The sequence below is a fragment of the Streptomyces sp. GQFP genome, assembly GCF_021545335.1.
In the GTDB taxonomy this organism is placed as follows: Bacteria; Actinomycetota; Actinomycetes; order Streptomycetales; family Streptomycetaceae; genus Streptomyces.
Genome location: NZ_CP089312.1, coordinates 3,664,134 through 3,679,597, shown reverse-complemented (window position 1 = coordinate 3,679,597; position 15,464 = coordinate 3,664,134). Strand labels below are relative to the sequence as shown.

Here is a 15,464-nt window from a genome sequence, read left to right as displayed (position 1 = left end):
GTTGCGTAAAGTGCGGATAAAGTGATGGCGCTTCGCTGGTTACCGCAAGGGTGACCGTGAGGTGCCGTCGGCGCTTCCTTGAAAGAGAGAGTTCTCGACGTGAGATCCACCGCTGTCCGCCGTACCGCCCTCGCCGCCTCCGCCGCTGCCCTGGCGCTTCTCGTCACCGCCTGTGGTGGTTCGTCCGACGACGGCTCCGGCGACAGCGCCAGCGACAAGGCCGGCGGCAGCAGCGAGAGCACCCAGGCAGGCAAGACGGCCGCCGGCAAGGCGCTCACCTCCGCCGACTTGACGAAGGCCGCCCTCGTGCAGGCCGACGTCAAGAGCGGGACCCTCACCGAGAAGGTGCCGGCGAAGGACGACATCGCGCAGGCCAAGGTGACGTCGGAGGACGCGGCTTGTGCGCCGCTGGCGTATCTCCAGTCCGGTTCCTACGTCGGCAAGCCGGCGGCCACGGTGAAGCGGACGTGGAAGGGCGATGCCGCGAAGCCCGCCGCCGGGGCGAGCGAGGAGGAGCAGTTCCTCGCCGCCCTCGACCTGGAGCAGGCCATCATCACGCTGGCCTCCTATGCGGACGGCGGGGCCGAGCAGGCGATGAAGGACCTGAACACGGCCGCTGAGAAGTGCGCCGCCGGGTTCTCCTACACGGTGGCCGGTACGGCGACCAAGGCCGCGAACGTGGTCACGACCGCGGCGCCCGAGGGAGCGGACGAGGCGCTCGCCCTGACGGTGAACGTGGACGCCGATGGCGTGAAGGCGCCGATGAAGGCCGTGATCCTCCGCAAGGGCGCCACCGTCGTCTACCTCCCCGCCGCCAACTTTGCCGCCGGGGCCACCGGCAAGGACTTCGACTTCCCCACGGAGCTCGTCGACGCGCAGCTGGCCAAGCTCAGCTGACCCACCGGGGTTCCGTTTCCGCCGGGGGTCCGCGTACCTCGTACCTCCGGCGGGAATTTCCGATATCGGGCACGCGGTGCACGAGCGTGGTGTGTGTTCGATCGTAGGCTGCGGGACATGTGCGGAATCGTGGGTTACGTGGGGTCGCAGTCGGCTCTCGACGTCGTGATGGCCGGGCTGAAGCGGCTGGAGTACCGGGGGTACGACTCGGCCGGTGTGGCTGTGCTCGCGGACGGTGGGCTGGCCGCCGCCAAGAAGGCCGGGAAGCTCGTCAACCTGGAGAAGCAGCTCGTCGAGCGGCCGTTGCCGAGCGGGGGCACGGGCATCGGGCACACCCGGTGGGCCACCCATGGCGGGCCCACCGACGCCAACGCCCATCCGCATCTCGACAACGCCGGGCGCGTCGCCGTCGTCCACAACGGGATCATCGAGAACTTCGCCTGTCTGCGGGCGGAGTTGGCCGAGCGTGGGCATGAACTCACCTCCGAGACCGACACCGAGGTCGTCGCCCATCTGCTCGCCGAGGAGTTCTCCGCGTGCGCCGATCTGGCGGAGGCCATGCGGCTCGTCTGCCGGCGGCTCGAGGGTGCGTTCACGCTGGTCGCCGTGCATGCGGACGAGCCGGATGTCGTGGTCGGGGCGCGGCGGAACTCGCCGCTCGTGGTGGGCGTTGGAGAGGGCGAGGCCTTTCTCGCCTCGGACGTCGCCGCGTTCATCGCCCACACGCGGTCTGCGATCGAGCTGGGTCAGGACCAGGTGGTGGAGCTGCGCCGGGACGGGGTCACGGTGACGGGCTTCGACGGCAGTCCGGGGGACGCGCGGTCGTATCACGTCGACTGGGATGTGTCGGCCGCGGAAAAGGGGGGCTATGACTACTTCATGCTCAAGGAGATCGCCGAGCAGCCCAAGGCTGTCGCCGATACCTTGCTGGGGCGTATCGACGCGGCCGGTTCACTGACGCTGGACGAGGTGCGGATTCCCGCGAGTGCGTTGCGGGAGGTCGAGAAGGTCGTGGTGGTGGCGTGCGGTACGGCATTTCATGCCGGGCTGATCGCCAAGTACGCCATCGAGCACTGGACGCGCATTCCGTGCGAGGTGGAGTTGGCTAGCGAGTTCCGGTACCGGGATCCCATTCTCGACGCGCGGACCCTCGTCATCGCCATCTCCCAGTCCGGCGAGACCATGGACACGCTGATGGCGCTGCGGCATGCGCGTGAGCAGGGTGCCAAGGTGCTGGCCATCTGCAACACCAACGGTTCGACGATCCCGCGCGAGTCGGACGCGGTGCTGTACACGCATGCGGGGCCCGAGGTTGCGGTTGCCTCCACCAAGGCGTTCCTGACGCAGCTGGTGGCGTGTTACCTGGTCGCCCTGTACCTGGGCCAGGTGCGCGGTACCAAGTGGGGTGACGAGATCCAGGCCGTCGTGCGCGACCTCGCGGACATCTCCGGTGAGGTCGAGCGCGTACTGGAGACCATGGAGCCCGTGCGTGAGCTGGCACGTTCGCTCGCCGACAAGAACACGGTGCTGTTCCTGGGGCGGCATGTGGGGTATCCGGTGGCGCTGGAGGGTGCGCTGAAGTTGAAGGAGCTTGCCTATATGCACGCGGAGGGGTTCGCGGCGGGTGAGTTGAAGCATGGGCCTATTGCGTTGATCGAGGATGACGTGCCGGTGGTCGTGGTTGTGCCTTCGGCGCGTGGGCGGTCCGTCCTCCACGACAAGATCGTGTCCAACATCCAGGAGATCAGGGCTCGGGGTGCGCGGACGATCGTCATCGCGGAGGAGGGGGACGAGGCGGTCGTGCCGTATGCGGACCACCTGATCCGCATTCCGGCTACGCCGACCTTGCTGCAACCGCTGGTGGCTACCGTGCCGTTGCAGGTGTTCGCGTGTGAGTTGGCGACGGCTCGGGGTAACGAGGTGGATCAGCCTCGGAACCTGGCGAAGTCGGTGACGGTGGAGTGAGTCGACTTCAGGGTGGCTAGGAACGGCGCGAAGGCTTCGGCAGGGAAGGTGAGGGTTGCCCTGGCGGGGGCTTTCGAGTCGCGGACGGCTATGTGGGTGAGGGAGTTGGCGATCTCCACGCAGTCGTCGCCGTCGCCGCCGGCGGAGTAGTAGGACTTCCGCCAGTTGTTGGGTGTTGCCTGAGACAGACTCACAGTTCTTTCGCCAATCTCTGGATGAGGTCACGTGACCGTTCCGGGGTGAGTGCCATGGCCTTTACCTCCTGGAAGCGGGCTCGGTACGTGGACAGTTGGTCTTCTGCGTCGACGTAGACCGCGCCGGTGGGGGTGTCGCGGATTACGGTGTCCAGTTTGGTCACGTCGCCGCCCAGGTAGGCCATGGTGCTGCTGCCCCAGGAGAAGCCCTCCAGGTCGAAGGGGATGACCCTCACGGTGATGTGTTCCGCGTCGGAGAGTTCCAGGATGCGGGTGAGCTGAGCGCGTGACGTGGTCCGGGTGCCGACCATGATGCGCAGTGCTGCCTCGTGGATCACCGCGTCGAGGGGGATGGGCGAGGGCCCGTCGATGATCACGCGGCGCGCCACGCGGTGGCGTACGCGCAACTCCAGTTGGTCCTCCGTGAGTGCGGGAATCCTCGTGGAGTACACGGCACGGGCATAGTCCTCGGTCTGTAGGAGGCCTGGTACGAACAGGATGGCCACGTTGTACTGAAACCGGGAGTGGTGATCCAGCTCGGACAGGTCCATGAACGGCGTGGACAACAGGCCCCGGTACTCCTCCCACCAACCCCGTGTCCGATCGGTGGCCATCGTGACCAGGGCGTTGATGAACTCCTCGTCCGTGCAGGCGTAGTGGGACGCGAGTCGGCGGAGTCGCTGCTCGCTCACGCCCGCGAGTCCGGTTTCGATGTGGCTCATCTGGACGCGATTCGCCCCAAGCAGTGCTGCTGCCTCGACGGCGCTGAGCCCTGCCGCCTCGCGGAGCCTGCGCAGCTCGATCCCCAAGCGCAGCTGACGCGCCGTTGGTTCGCGCCTCAGGACCATCCATTGCTCCTTGTTCAACACGCCTGCCGGTGCCGCTCGTTCGAGGGCAGATTACGCGATCGGGTTGCTCGGTATTACAGGTTAGACGTACCGTCGGTGATGCAACGTACACACTGCGGAAGCGCACCGCGCCGTCCTGCCATGACGGCCGCGACAATGCCACCGCCCGCTCGCCGCGCCCCCACCACCGAACGGGAGTTGACGCATGCCCGAAACCGAGACCGACCCCGAGTTCACCTCCGATCCCGACTCCTGGGAGTACTCCCTCTACGTCCCCAACGACCCCCGAGCCGTCACCGTCAGCCGCCGCACCCTCCGTCTGATCCTGACCATGCACGGACTCATCGGCCTCGTCGACATCGCCGAACTCCTCGCCAGCGAACTGGTTTCCAACGCCGTACGGCACACCAAGGGGCCCGCCGCCCTACGTGTGCGCTGGCGGGCCGGCGTACTCCGCATCGGGGCCTGGGACGCGGACCTTCGACCGCCGGAGCCGCCACGGGAGTTGGGGCAGCTTGGTCAGTCGGAGGAGGACGGGCGTGGGCTGGGGATGGTGGTCGCCTGTGCCGATCTGTGGGGGTGGCAGCCGTTGAGCCGGTTCGGGAATCGCGGCAAATTCGTGTGGTGCGAGCTGACTTCGGCGGCCTGAACGTTTTGCCGCTGCTCGAAAGAGTGAACGCATCTCGATTGCCCCGAACTCCTCCCTCCGCGAAGGCGACCGTGGACGCCGTCACCACGGACGTGACGGAGACCCGGCCGTTGGAACGGCGCGTCGACACCGTGCTGCGCATCGGTCCGTCCGACGGCGAGGACTTCCTGCTCGCCATCGAGTCACAGTCCGGCAAGGTCGCGGGCAAGGAGCGGAGCTGGGCGTACTACGTCGGCTACCTTCAGGCGAAGTACGAACTGCCCGTGCTGCTGCTCGTGGTCTGCCAGGACGCGGCCACGGCCAAGTGGGCGGTCGGCCCCTTCGGTTGCGGAACGCGTGGCTGGACAGCTCTGCGGGTGTATCCGCTGGTCGCCGGGCCGGACAATCTGCCAGTGATCACGGACACCAGGACCGTGGCGAAGAACCTCCCACTGGCCGCGCTCTCCGCCCTGGCACACGCCCGCAGCCCTGAGTGCGCCGCCATACTGGAGGCGATCAGCAGCGCCCTTCAGGAACTCCAGGAGACCGACCCCGACACCGCCGAGTACTTCTTCGACTTCCTGGAAGTCACCCTGGGTAAGACACCAGCCGGAGAGAAATGGAAGGACATCATGTCGTTCGTCAGCTACTTCCCTGGCCGGGGCACGGTCCGTGAGACGGCCTATCTCGAAGGTGAGGTCAAAGGCACGGCCAAGGGGGAGGCCAAGGGGATCCTGTTCGTGTTGGAGGTGCGCGGCATCCCCGTGTCGGCCGATGCGCGCGAACGCATCACGTCCTGCACAGACCTCGACCGTGTCGACGCCTGGCTGGAGCGGTCCCGCACGGTCACGCGTGCGGAGGACCTGTTCGCCGAGGACTCGGAGGCCGCGCCGGGCGCTCCTGAACAGGAGTGATCGGCGGGCGTTTTCCCCGCACCGTCGGCGATGTCAGTGGCCGCGTCTAGGGTGCTTCGCATGACCGACTGGATACACAGTCCCTTTCCGGGCCAGGACGTGAACGTCGTCTTCGCGCGGCGTATGCCTCTCGGCGTGCTTACCCAGGCGCTGAACACCTTGCACCGCGAACCCCTCGCGTACGGCGAGGCGGACGGGTGGGTGTGGGCGGTGCACGAGATGCACAACTGGGAGATCGAGGACTACGAGTCCGTCAACTACCGGGATCTGTGTCCGCGCGGCGTGGAGATCGTCGTGTTCGTCGTCGATCCGTGCAGTGCGAAGGCGTTCCCGCCCGACTTCGCGTACTACCGGGACGGCCGGTTCGTCCTCGGCTTCAGTTTCGAGAGTATTGGGCAGCGGGTCGGCGACAACCCGGACTACCTGTCGCAGGAGCTTCTCGCCGCGAATCTCATCGGTCCCGATGCGGTGTACGACGGCCGTGACGATCACGAGCGCCTCGTGCAGACGATCGCCGACTTCTTCGAACTGCCTTCTCTGACGGTGGCCTCCCTGGCAGCCGCATCCTCCGGGGCGGTGAGAGAGTGAACTGGCTCGCCCCGAACACGTTCGTCACCTTCTGCAAGGGCATGACCATGCCCACCGTGGCCGGCATCTTCGGCGAAGCGGGACGTCTTCCCCGTGCCTTCGGGGAGGCCGACGGGTGGGTATGGGTGATGCAGGACGCCTACGTCGGCCCGAGTTCGAGAGCGGTCGGACAGGCTGCCTGGGAACTGGCACGGAGTATCACGGGTCGCAGGGGGCACATTCATTACGCCGAGCGCGCCAGTGATCCGGATCGCGTGGAGACCGTGTTCCTGGCCTCCACGCCCGCGTGCACGTGCCCGCACGGGCAGAACTACTTTGTCCCGCACTGTGCCGAGCACCCGTTCCAGTTCCTCTACAGCCGGGGCGGGTTCGAGCAGACGCTGTTCAACCTGGGTGGGCGCCGCGAGTCACGACGTTCCGGAGGCATGGCCGATCTGCTTGTGCGTGAGCTGCTGGACGCCGGGATCATCGGCCGGGACACGCCGAGGTACGACTCCGAGTCCGGCTTCAACGCCGATGGCGCTCACACCGTACGGATCATCACCCAACACTTCGGGCTCCCCTCACCGCCACTCGAATCACCGGCACTCGAACTCGGGCCCCGGCAGATCTAGCAGTCCGGGCCGATGTTCAGGCGCGGCCTCGCCGCAGAGTGGCGTACAGCCTGCGGGTCCAGGGCCGTCGGCGGGCGGACGGGACGTTCTCGTGGCGCTGAGGTTGGGGGATCTGTTCCGGGGCGCGTGGTGGCATGCGGACGATCGCCGTCGGCGGTACGGCCGCGTCCAAGGCCGCGATGCGGTCCGCGGTGATGCCCCGGTACAGCGTCGGTTCCACCGTGACCGAGAAGCCGTCCTGGCCTGTGAGGGTGCGGGCGCCGTCCGGGTGGGACGTCATCGCCGCGGTCGTTGTGCAGTGGACCGTCACCGGGCCGTCCGGTGTTGTCAGGGTTACGCCCTCCTCGCCGATCGTCAGGGCGATCTCGGGGTCCTCCAGGGACTGGTGGCGCGTGCCGGTCACCGTGTTCGTCGAGTACTGGGGGGCCAGGGTCAGGCCTGCCCACTCCGCGCCTCGGCCCGGTATCTGGAGCAGACCGTTCGTCCAGGCCTCGCGGGCGGCATCGCGCAGGTCGGTGACCGTCAGTGAGGCCAGCTCGGCGCGGTGGTCGTCGGGGGAGAGGACACGGTGGCCGAGGAGGACGTTCAGGGCGTACGACGGCAGCATCGCGGCGCCGAGGTCCGGGGCGTCGTACCGCTTGAGCAGCTTGGTGCGGGCCGAGTCCAGTTCGTGCTGTTCGATGCGGCCCGCGCGCAGGCGCGCGAATGTGTCGACGAAGCCGCCCACCACCGCGCCCTGCTTGTGCGGGAGGGCGTCGGCGTACGCGGTGAGGACGGCGTGGTCGGCGTCGCGCGGGGTGTAGTCGGCCTCCGCCGAGTACGAGTAGCCGCCCTCCTGCCGCAGGTCCTGGAAGAGCGCCCGCCCGAGCACCTCGGCGAGGACGGCGGCGGCCGTGGAGCGGCGTACGACCGCGTCGAAGACGACATGGCCGCCGGGGCCGTGGATGTACGCCGGTGTCACGGGGAGCGCGCTGGTCGCGGTGGGGGGTGGGGTGTGGCTGCCTGTGGGGAGGGTGAGGTCCAGGCCCTGGGGCACGGTGTCGCCGGTCAGCCACAGGACCGCGTTCTCCCGGGTGAAATGGGTTCGCGCCCAGTCGCGGACCTCGTCCGCGGTGAGCCGCCAGGTACCCAGCTCGTCGTAGGCCGTGAGGCCGTAGCCCTGGGCGCCGTAGCGCCACAGCGGGAGTTGGCGGTGCGGGCCCTGGCCACGGCCCGCCGCCTCCGTGCGCAGGATCTCCTTCTCCGTCTCCAGGCGCTCCAGCGGCAGGTCTCGCAGCGACGCGCAGACGTTGTTCAGGTGGGCTACCACCTCGTCCTCGCTGCCCGTGACGTGGAAGAGGGTGTACGTGGTTGACGTCGCGCCGTTGTAGTGGTGGGGGCTGGACGAGGCCGACCTTCCCACGCGGTGCAGGGCCAAGTGTTCTACGAGGTGGGTGATTCCGGCTGTGGCCAAGGTCTCGTCCGCGCGGCCCACGCGGAAGAAGAGGCCCGCGGTGATCTCGGCAGCAGCCTTGCTGCGGGGCGACGGGAGCGTGTGGAGGGTGCGGATGCCCTGGGTCGTGGTCGTGCCTATCAGGCCTGACAGCGGGGCGAGTTCGAAGGTTTCTGTGGTCATGTCCGTGCGCCTCAGATCGTCGCCGTCGCGGACTTGCGGTATTTGAGGAACGCCGTCGACGGGTCGGGTACGTACGACCACACGGACGCGTCGGCCCGGTCCCCGAGCGCGCCGAAGTGCAGCAGCGCGTCCTCGAAGTGGCCGCCCATCGAGAACGCGAGCGCGAACGCGCTGTGCGCGCCGATGCCGTGGAAGCCCGGCCGGTAGTCCCGGTGCAGTACGGACACCCGGGCCGCGAAGCGCAGGTCGTCGCGGACCGGCACGCCCCGCAGGTAGGCGTAGGCGGCCATCGGCTCCAGGTCGGCGACGTGCTCCAGGTGCGCGAGCGCGACCAGTGCGCCGGAGTGCGAGCCGTCCGGGGAGGCGCTCGCCGCCCCGCGCGCGAAGTCGTGCGCCGTCTCCCAGGAGCCGCCCCACTTGGGGCACAGCTGCTGGAGGAGCTGTTGCTGCGCCGGGTAGTGGTGCGGGTGGTGGGCGGAGAGCCGGTCGTAGCGGCGGCGGACCTCGGCCTGGTCCAGCTCCAGGCCACGGGCGGTGAGCAGACGTACGGTCCAGGCGGGGACGTACGCCGGCTGCTCCGCGCACACATCGATCAGGATCTGCTCCGCCTGCTCCAACCAGCCATGGAACCGGTCGAACTGTTCGCGCGAGACGCTGTCGGCGAGGGCGCCGGTACGGATGTCCCAGCCGATGCCGACGTAACGGTGGGCGAGGAGCGTGCGGGGCAGTGGCGCGGCCGGCTGCTCGGCCACCGCCTTGCGCAGCATGTCCTCCACGCCGGGGGTGTCGGCGACGAGCCCCGAGACGAAGGAGATCTTCTCGGCCGAGTCGAGGGTCGAGAAATACGCCTGTACGGCCGTCCAGTCGGCGTTCGTCAGCGCGGTGCGCAGCGGGGCGAGTTCCGGCAGGGTGTCGTACGGATCGAAGTACGGGGGACCGGACCTCGCGCTCGTTCCGCCGCTGCTGCCGGCCGCTCTGCCGGGCCTCCGGGTCATGGCTCCGCCCCCGCTGATGTCATGAACTTGGTGAAGTCGCCGCAGGCTAACAGGCGGCGAGTGGCGGGCGCGCGGGGAAAAGGGGTGCCCGCCGTAGGGTGCTCGGCATGAGCATCATCGGAGTCGGCATCGACGTCGCCGAGATCGAGCGGTTCCGGGCCTCGCTGGAGCGGACGCCCGGGCTGGCCCAACGGTTGTTCCTGGGGGGCGAGTTGCTGCTGCCCAGTGGGGAGCGGCGCGGGGTCGCCTCGCTGGCCGCGCGGTTCGCCGCCAAGGAGGCGCTCGCCAAGGCGCTGGGCGCTCCGGGCGGGCTGCTCTGGACGGACGCGGAGGTCTGCGTCGAGGACAGCGGGCGGCCTTGGCTGCGGGTGACGGGGACGGTCGCCGCGCGCGCGGAGGAACTCGGGGTGCGGTCATGGCATGTGTCGCTCAGTCATGACGCGGGGGTTGCCTCGGCAGTTGTGATTGCCGAGGGGTAGGCCGTTCGCAGCGGACGGCGGGCTTCGTCACTTGCCGCACGGTGGGTCGTACGGCAGGTCCGGGGAGACGTACTTCCTCCACTGGTCCGGCGTCATCGCCGTGGACGTTGACGCGCAGAGGAGGGTGCGGGCCCTGGCCGGGTCGGTCTGCCAGAGGCGTACCGTGCCGTCCGCGCCGCCGGTGATCAGGGTGCCGGAGCGGGGGCTGAACTCCAGCGCCGAGACGAGGCCGCCGTGGCCGGTGACAGGGAGGCCGTAAGCCGTGGCGCGGGCCGGGTCGGTGGTGTCCCACAGGCGGATCTGGCCGATGCCGTTGCCGCTCGCGAGCAGGCCGCCGCCCGGAGCGAAGTCGAGGCTGTTCGCGATTCCGCCGGTGAGCAGCGGTTTTCCCAGCGGGGTCGGGGCGGTCGGGCGGGACACGTTCCAGAGGCGGACAGAGCTGTCCCCGTTGCCCGTCGCGACGACCCGGGTCCGTGCGTCGGCGGCCAGGGCGATGACGATCTGGCCGGTGCTGATCCGGCCCGTCTCGGTGGGCACGGTGCCGTCCGCCGTTCGCCAGACGCGCAGATTGCCGCCGTAGACCTCGCCCGTGTAGACGTAGCCGCCCTGCGGCGCGGCGGCAACGGCCCGGACCGGAAGCAGGTATCCGCCGAGCGGGCCGTCGCCGAGGGTGGTGGGGCGGGCCGGGTCGGAGACGTCCCAGGCGTGCAGGCTGCCGCTGAAACCGCTCTGCAGTTGCAGTGCGCCCGCCAGCAGCGTGTGTCCTGAGGCGTCGAAGGCCAGCCCGCCGACCGGTATCCCCAGGCCCGGCCGCACCGCGCCGGTCTCCAGCGGGCGGGCCGGTGCCGACACGTTCCAGAGCCGGATCCCGCCGCCGAAGTCGCCGACGGCCAGCAGGCGTTGCCCGCTCCGCCCCGGCCGGAAGGCCAGCGCGTTCACCGACGTACGGGCATCGGGGAGCCGGCCGACCTGGGTGAGCCGGGACGGGTCGGAGACGTCCCACAGGGTGACGGACGGGCCGGAGGCGACCGCGAGCAGGCGTCCGTCGTCGGTCAGGGACACCACTTCGGCCGCGTAGCCGCCGGTGGTGACGGCGAGGGTCGGGGGCAGTCGCCACAGCAGGATCCTGCCGTCCCCGCCGCCGCTGGCGAGGGTGCGTCCGGTGCTGTCGAAGGACAGAGTGGTGATGTTGGCCGTGTGTCCTTGCAGGGCCGGGCCGAGGGTCCTGGTGGTACCCGGGGCTCCGACGTTCCAGAGGTACACGCTGCCGGAGTTCTCACCGGTGGCGAGCAGCCGGCCGTCCGGGCTGAACTCGACCGACGAGGCCGGGCTGCTGAGGAAGAGCCGGCTCGCCACCTTCGGCCGGCGCGGCTGCGAGAGGTCCCAGACGACCACCTTGTTGTCGCTGCCCGCGCTGGCCAGCACCGGTCCGACCGGGCTGAACACGACATGGTTGACGACGGTGGAGTGACTGCCCAGCTCGCCGCCCACGGCCTTCGGGCGGGCCGGGTCCGAGACGTCCATCAGGCGTAGGCGCTGGACGCGTTCGGTCCCCGGGGTCGTGCCGCCGCAGATGGCGAGGAGGGCGCCGTCCCGGCTGAAGGAGAGGGACGAGGCGTTCTGCCCGGGAATGGACGCGATGGTGCTCAGCCGCCGCGGTCGCCGTGGCTCCACGACACTCCACAGCTGCACCTCGCCGGACATCATGGCGCCGCCCGACTGGACGGTGCTGACGAAGGCCAGCGTCCGGCCGTCGGGGCTGAACCGGAGGAGGGGCAAGGATCCCTTCGAGACCTGGATCCAGTCCGAGAGCGGTACGGGGTGCGCGCCGTCGGAGACGTCGAAGATCCGCAGGGCGCCGTCCCCGCCGCCCACCGCCAGCAGACCGCGCTTCGGGCTGTACACCGACGACACCCGGGTCCCCGCCCGGCCGGCGACCGGGGAGGTCAGCGGGGCCGGACGGGTCGGGTCCGCCGCGTTCCAGAACCGCAGCGCGTCCCCGCCGGTGGCCAGCCGTCCCTTCGCGCCGAACGAGACCGAGTGCACGGCGCCGAAGTCCCCCGGCAGCCGCGTCGGCATCACCGCACCCGCCTCCTGCATCAGCCGCGTCCGCAACGCCGCCGTCGGCCGCATCCGGTACGCCACCAGGTCGAGTTGGGCGGCGAGCGCGCCGTTCGTGTCGCGCTGGCGGTCCGCCTCCGCCGTGACCCGGTCGAAGACCGCGTTGTCGCGCTGCTTCAGGGCGTCCGCGCGGCTGTCGAGGGCGAACACGGCGAGCCCGGAGGCGAGCAGTGCCAGGACGGTGATGACGGCCACCGCGCCGCGCCGTAGCAGCTTGCTGCGGCGCTCGTGCCGTTGGGAGGCGCCGAGGAACTCGGTGACCAGCTCGGTGAGGTCCTCGTTGCCGTCGCCCACCGCCCAGGAGCGGGCCAGTTCGAGGCGCGCGCCCCGGTAGAGGGAGGCCGTGTCCTTGCGGCCGGTGTTCTTCCAGGCGACGGCCGCCTCCTCCAGCTCCTGCCGGACCGGTACACCTCCCTTGCCGAGCGCCGCGATCCAGGTGCGCAGGAGTGGCCAGGCCGTCAGCAGCGCCTCGTGGGTGATCTCGACGGTGGCCCGCTCACGCTCCACGCCCTGGGTGAGCAGCCGGGCGTGGGTGAACCGCTCGACCAGGTCCGGGACGGCCTTCGGGTCGGTGGTCGTCAGCAACAGGTCGGCACGGGTACGGCGGCGCCGGACCACTTCTCCGTTCTCGCCGATCCTGACGAGGCTGAGGAACAGCTGCCGGGCCGTCCGTTGAGCGGCCGGACCGAGCCTGTCGAACTCGGTGTCGGCGGTTGCCTTGACGGCGCCGTCGATGCCGCCGGTGTCACGGTAGGTGCCCACAGTCATGGTGTCGCCGTTGCGGTTCAGCCAGGTGACCCGCAACGCGTGCGCGAGCAACGGCAGCCGGCCGGCCTCGTACGCACCACCTGCGGCGGCGGTGTCGGCGGCGGTCTGGCGGGCGCTGCCGCGCAGATCGCCCAGGACGACGTCCACCAGTCCCGGCCCGAGCCTGAGCTTGCTGCGCATGGCGGGCCGGGTCACGGCCTGGCGTACGTCCTTGTCGGTCATCGGGCCGACGATCAGCTGGCGGTTCTCCAGGGCGTCGTGGAGGTGGGGATGGGCGACACAGGAGCCGTAGACATCGGCGCGCAGGCCATAGACAGTCAGGGCGACAGGGGCCTGCGACGCGTCGGCGCCGGTCAGAGCCGCGAGTACGGCGACGAAACGCAGGCGGGCCGACTCGTCCTGGCAGAGGGTGAACAACTCCTCCAGCTGGTCCACGACCAGCAGCACCCGTGCGTCCGGCGGCAGCGCGAGCCGTTCCCGTACGAATCGGACGACGTGGTCCGGGCCGCTCTCCACCGCCGCCGCGACCACCGACTCCTCGGCCCTGGTGAGCAGGGCGAGACCGGTGGTGAGGGTGGCGAGCGGGGTGGCCGTGGGGGTCAGCAGCAGCTGGGGCCAGTGCTGTGAGCCGGACAGCTGTCCCTTGGCGAGCCCGGGCAGCAGACCGGCGCGCAGCAGCGACGACTTGCCCGCTCCGGACGGTGCGACGACGGCGAGCGGACGGTGGTCGCCCAGAGACCGGTCGAGCAGGTCGAACAACTGGCTGACCAGGGTCTTCCGGCCGAAGAACCACTCGGCATCGCCCCGTCCGAACGCGCGCAGCCCCGGATACGGGACGCCCTCGCCCCCTGCCGGGACGGTGGTCCGCTCGTCCTCGTCCTCGTGCCCGTCGTCGCCGGAGTGGTAGTGCTCGTGCAGGTGCTGGATCAGGTCGCCGTGGACGACGATCATGCTTTCCAGCGACTGGTAGACACTGCCGTGGTCGGTGGCCCAGGCGTGCAGCTCCGCGCTGCTGACAGCCTTGGCGGGTCCGGCCTTGGCAGGTCTGGCGGCAGGCTCCTCGCCGGCTCTCGCGGACGTGCCTTCGGGGCCGGGGTCGGAGCCGGGAGCGGATTCGGGGGCGGATTCGGGGGCGGATTCGGAATTCCGCGCGTCGTCCTCGGGATCCAGGTACGCCGTCATAAGGCGGCCACCGTCGTCGGCAACGCGGTCAGCTGTCCGTCCATGGGGATCCCCCGATTCCCTTGGCACATGCGTCGTGCCGTGTGTCGTGGGAAAAAGTGTGAAGATGCGGACGGTCCGTGACCAGACGGTCGCTGTATGGATTTGGTGAATACGGACGGATGGACGACGGTACGGGAGACTCGGCGTATGCGAACTGCGTACAGCGTGGAGACGGTACGGGCGGCCGAGCGTGAGCTGATGGCACGTTTGCCGGAGGGTGCGCTCATGCAGCGTGCGGCGGCCGGACTGGCCGTCGCCTGTGGGCAGTTGATGGGGCGGGTGTACGGGACGCGGGTCGTCCTGCTCGTCGGCAGCGGTGACAACGGCGGCGACGCCTTGTACGCCGGGGCCCGGCTCGCCCGGCGTGGGGCGGGCGTGACCGCGGTGCTGCTCGTGCCGGAGCGCGCGCACGCCGGAGGGCTTGCGGCGTTGCGGCGGGCGGGCGGGACGGTCGTGGGCGCCGATACTGCCGAACAGGTGATCCATCGCGCCGACCTCGTCCTCGACGGCATCGTCGGGATCGGTGGGCGGGGTGGGCTTCGGGATGATGTCCTGCCGCTCGTGGAGGCTGTGCGGGAGTCGCGGGCCGCTGTGGTCGCCGTCGATCTGCCCAGTGGGGTCGACGCCGACAGCGGTGAGGTGCGGGGGACGGCGATCCGGGCCGATCTGACCGTCACCTTCGGGACCCACAAGCCGGGGCTGCTCATCGACCCCGCGCGCGAGTACGCCGGGACGGTACGGCTCGTCGACATCGGCCTCGGCGAGGTGCTGCCCGAGCGGACCGAGCTGGAGGCGTTGCAGCACGCCGACGTCGCCCGGCTGTTGCCGGTGCCCGGAGGCGAGAGCGACAAGTACCGGCGGGGGGTCGTCGGGATCGCGGCGGGTTCGGCCAGGTATCCCGGGGCCGCCGTGCTCGCCGTCGCCGGGGCGCTGCGCGGCGGCGCCGGAGCCGTGCGGTACGTGGGCCCGGCCGCCGACGCGGTCATCGCCCGCTTTCCCGAGGCGCTCGTGTCCGACCAGGGGCCGCACAAGGCGGGGCGTGTGCAGGCGTGGGTGGTCGGGCCCGGGGCCGGGGAGGACGCCGCGACGGTCGCCGAGGTGCTGGAGGCGGACGTACCCGTGCTGATCGACGCGGACGGGTTGCGGCTCGCGGACCGGGAGACGGTGCGGGGGCGTACAGCGCCGACGCTGATGACTCCGCACGCTGGTGAGGCCGCCGCGTTGCTCGGCGTGACCCGGGCGGAGGTCGAGGGTGCCCGGTTGTCGTCCGTGCGTGAACTCGCCGCCCGCTACGGCGCGACCGTCCTGCTCAAGGGCTCGACCACGCTGGTCGCCGGCCCGGCGGGGGGTCCCGTACGGGTCAACCCGACCGGTACGGGGTGGCTGGCGACCGCCGGCAGTGGGGACGTGCTGTCGGGGTTGTGCGGGTCCTTGCTGGCGGCGGGGCTCTCGGCGGTGGACGCGGGGAGTGTGGGGGCGTATCTGCACGGGCTGGCAGGGAGGCTGGCGGCAGAGGGGGCGCCGGTGGGGGCGCAGGATGTGGCGGAGGGGGTGGGGAAGGCCTGGCGGGATGTGCGGGATGTGCGGGGCGTTTGAGGCGCACGGTCGGGTGAC

The 15,464-nt window shown here is 70.2% G+C and carries 13 protein-coding genes; 8 read left to right on the top strand and 5 right to left on the bottom strand.

Going from position 1 to position 15,464, the window contains the following annotated elements; all coding sequences use genetic code 11:
* Nucleotides 1-99: 99 nt before the first annotated feature.
* Complete coding sequence (locus LUX31_RS16070; RefSeq protein WP_235475479.1) at nucleotides 100-897, top strand: hypothetical protein; 798 nt, start codon at nucleotides 100-102, stop codon at nucleotides 895-897.
* A gap of 117 nt (nucleotides 898-1,014) precedes the next feature.
* On the top strand, nucleotides 1,015-2,862 hold the full coding sequence (glmS, locus tag LUX31_RS16065; RefSeq protein WP_235475478.1) for a glutamine--fructose-6-phosphate transaminase (isomerizing): 1,848 nt from the start codon (nucleotides 1,015-1,017) through the stop codon (nucleotides 2,860-2,862).
* On the opposite strand, the gene LUX31_RS16060 is transcribed toward glmS, so the two are convergent.
* Together LUX31_RS16060 and LUX31_RS16055 are read right to left on the bottom strand one after the other, a co-directional pair.
* Nucleotides 2,823-3,056 (bottom strand): DUF397 domain-containing protein, encoded by a 234-nt coding sequence (locus LUX31_RS16060; RefSeq protein WP_235475477.1) that lies wholly within the window; start codon nucleotides 3,054-3,056, stop codon nucleotides 2,823-2,825. The genes glmS and LUX31_RS16060 overlap by 40 nt on opposite strands.
* Nucleotides 3,053-3,904: a helix-turn-helix domain-containing protein gene (locus tag LUX31_RS16055; RefSeq protein ID WP_235475476.1), complete on the bottom strand. Its 852-nt coding sequence runs from the start codon at nucleotides 3,902-3,904 to the stop codon at nucleotides 3,053-3,055. Before LUX31_RS16055 ends, LUX31_RS16060 begins: the two co-directional genes overlap by 4 nt.
* Nucleotides 3,905-4,109: 205 nt before the next feature.
* Here LUX31_RS16055 and LUX31_RS16050 point away from each other — a divergent pair, with 205 nt between their 5' ends.
* The 4 genes from LUX31_RS16050 to LUX31_RS16035 all read left to right on the top strand — a co-directional run bounded on the left by LUX31_RS16050 (nucleotide 4,110) and on the right by LUX31_RS16035 (nucleotide 6,648).
* A complete protein-coding gene (locus LUX31_RS16050) occupies nucleotides 4,110-4,553 on the top strand; it encodes an ATP-binding protein (protein WP_235475475.1) in 444 nt (147 codons plus the stop codon).
* Nucleotides 4,554-4,624: 71 nt separating this feature from the next.
* Nucleotides 4,625-5,446, top strand: coding sequence for a hypothetical protein (locus LUX31_RS16045; protein ID WP_235475474.1), 822 nt, complete (start codon nucleotides 4,625-4,627; stop codon nucleotides 5,444-5,446).
* 60 nt (nucleotides 5,447-5,506) lie between these two features.
* Complete coding sequence (locus tag LUX31_RS16040; protein WP_235475473.1) at nucleotides 5,507-6,034, top strand: hypothetical protein; 528 nt, start codon at nucleotides 5,507-5,509, stop codon at nucleotides 6,032-6,034.
* Nucleotides 6,031-6,648 carry a hypothetical protein gene (locus tag LUX31_RS16035; RefSeq protein ID WP_235475472.1) on the top strand — a complete coding sequence of 206 codons (618 nt, stop codon included), beginning with the start codon at nucleotides 6,031-6,033 and terminating at the stop codon, nucleotides 6,646-6,648. Before LUX31_RS16040 ends, LUX31_RS16035 begins: the two co-directional genes overlap by 4 nt.
* A gap of 16 nt (nucleotides 6,649-6,664) precedes the next feature.
* Here LUX31_RS16035 and LUX31_RS16030 read toward each other — a convergent pair whose 3' ends face one another.
* Both LUX31_RS16030 and LUX31_RS16025 read right to left on the bottom strand, forming a co-directional pair.
* Nucleotides 6,665-8,263: a M16 family metallopeptidase gene (locus tag LUX31_RS16030; protein ID WP_235475471.1), complete on the bottom strand. Its 1,599-nt coding sequence runs from the start codon at nucleotides 8,261-8,263 to the stop codon at nucleotides 6,665-6,667.
* Nucleotides 8,264-8,274: 11 nt separating this feature from the next.
* Nucleotides 8,275-9,258: a hypothetical protein gene (locus LUX31_RS16025; RefSeq protein WP_235475470.1), complete on the bottom strand. Its 984-nt coding sequence runs from the start codon at nucleotides 9,256-9,258 to the stop codon at nucleotides 8,275-8,277.
* Between the two features lie 107 nt (nucleotides 9,259-9,365).
* Between LUX31_RS16025 and LUX31_RS16020 the strand changes: the two genes are divergently transcribed.
* Nucleotides 9,366-9,737: a holo-ACP synthase gene (locus LUX31_RS16020; RefSeq protein WP_235475469.1), complete on the top strand. Its 372-nt coding sequence runs from the start codon at nucleotides 9,366-9,368 to the stop codon at nucleotides 9,735-9,737.
* Nucleotides 9,738-9,764: 27 nt separating this feature from the next.
* Here the strand turns inward: LUX31_RS16020 and LUX31_RS16015 are convergent, their stop codons facing one another.
* A complete protein-coding gene (locus LUX31_RS16015) occupies nucleotides 9,765-13,808 on the bottom strand; it encodes an NACHT and WD repeat domain-containing protein (protein WP_235475468.1) in 4,044 nt (1,347 codons plus the stop codon).
* Nucleotides 13,809-13,997: 189 nt separating this feature from the next.
* Between LUX31_RS16015 and LUX31_RS16010 the strand changes: the two genes are divergently transcribed.
* A complete protein-coding gene (locus LUX31_RS16010; RefSeq protein WP_235475467.1) occupies nucleotides 13,998-15,446 on the top strand; it encodes an NAD(P)H-hydrate dehydratase in 1,449 nt (482 codons plus the stop codon).
* The last annotated feature ends 18 nt before the right edge of the window (nucleotides 15,447-15,464 follow it).

Coding starts and splice junctions, on each gene's coding strand:
- LUX31_RS16025 (WP_235475470.1), bottom strand. CDS start 9,258: ATGACCCGGAGGCCCGGCAGAGCGGCCGGCAGCAGCGGCGGAACGAGC.
- LUX31_RS16055 (WP_235475476.1), bottom strand. CDS start 3,904: ATGGTCCTGAGGCGCGAACCAACGGCGCGTCAGCTGCGCTTGGGGATC.
- LUX31_RS16020 (WP_235475469.1), top strand. CDS start 9,366: ATGAGCATCATCGGAGTCGGCATCGACGTCGCCGAGATCGAGCGGTTC.
- LUX31_RS16030 (WP_235475471.1), bottom strand. CDS start 8,263: ATGACCACAGAAACCTTCGAACTCGCCCCGCTGTCAGGCCTGATAGGC.
- LUX31_RS16050 (WP_235475475.1), top strand. CDS start 4,110: ATGCCCGAAACCGAGACCGACCCCGAGTTCACCTCCGATCCCGACTCC.
- LUX31_RS16015 (WP_235475468.1), bottom strand. CDS start 13,808: ATGACGGCGTACCTGGATCCCGAGGACGACGCGCGGAATTCCGAATCC.
- glmS (WP_235475478.1), top strand. CDS start 1,015: ATGTGCGGAATCGTGGGTTACGTGGGGTCGCAGTCGGCTCTCGACGTC.
- LUX31_RS16010 (WP_235475467.1), top strand. CDS start 13,998: ATGCGAACTGCGTACAGCGTGGAGACGGTACGGGCGGCCGAGCGTGAG.
- LUX31_RS16040 (WP_235475473.1), top strand. CDS start 5,507: ATGACCGACTGGATACACAGTCCCTTTCCGGGCCAGGACGTGAACGTC.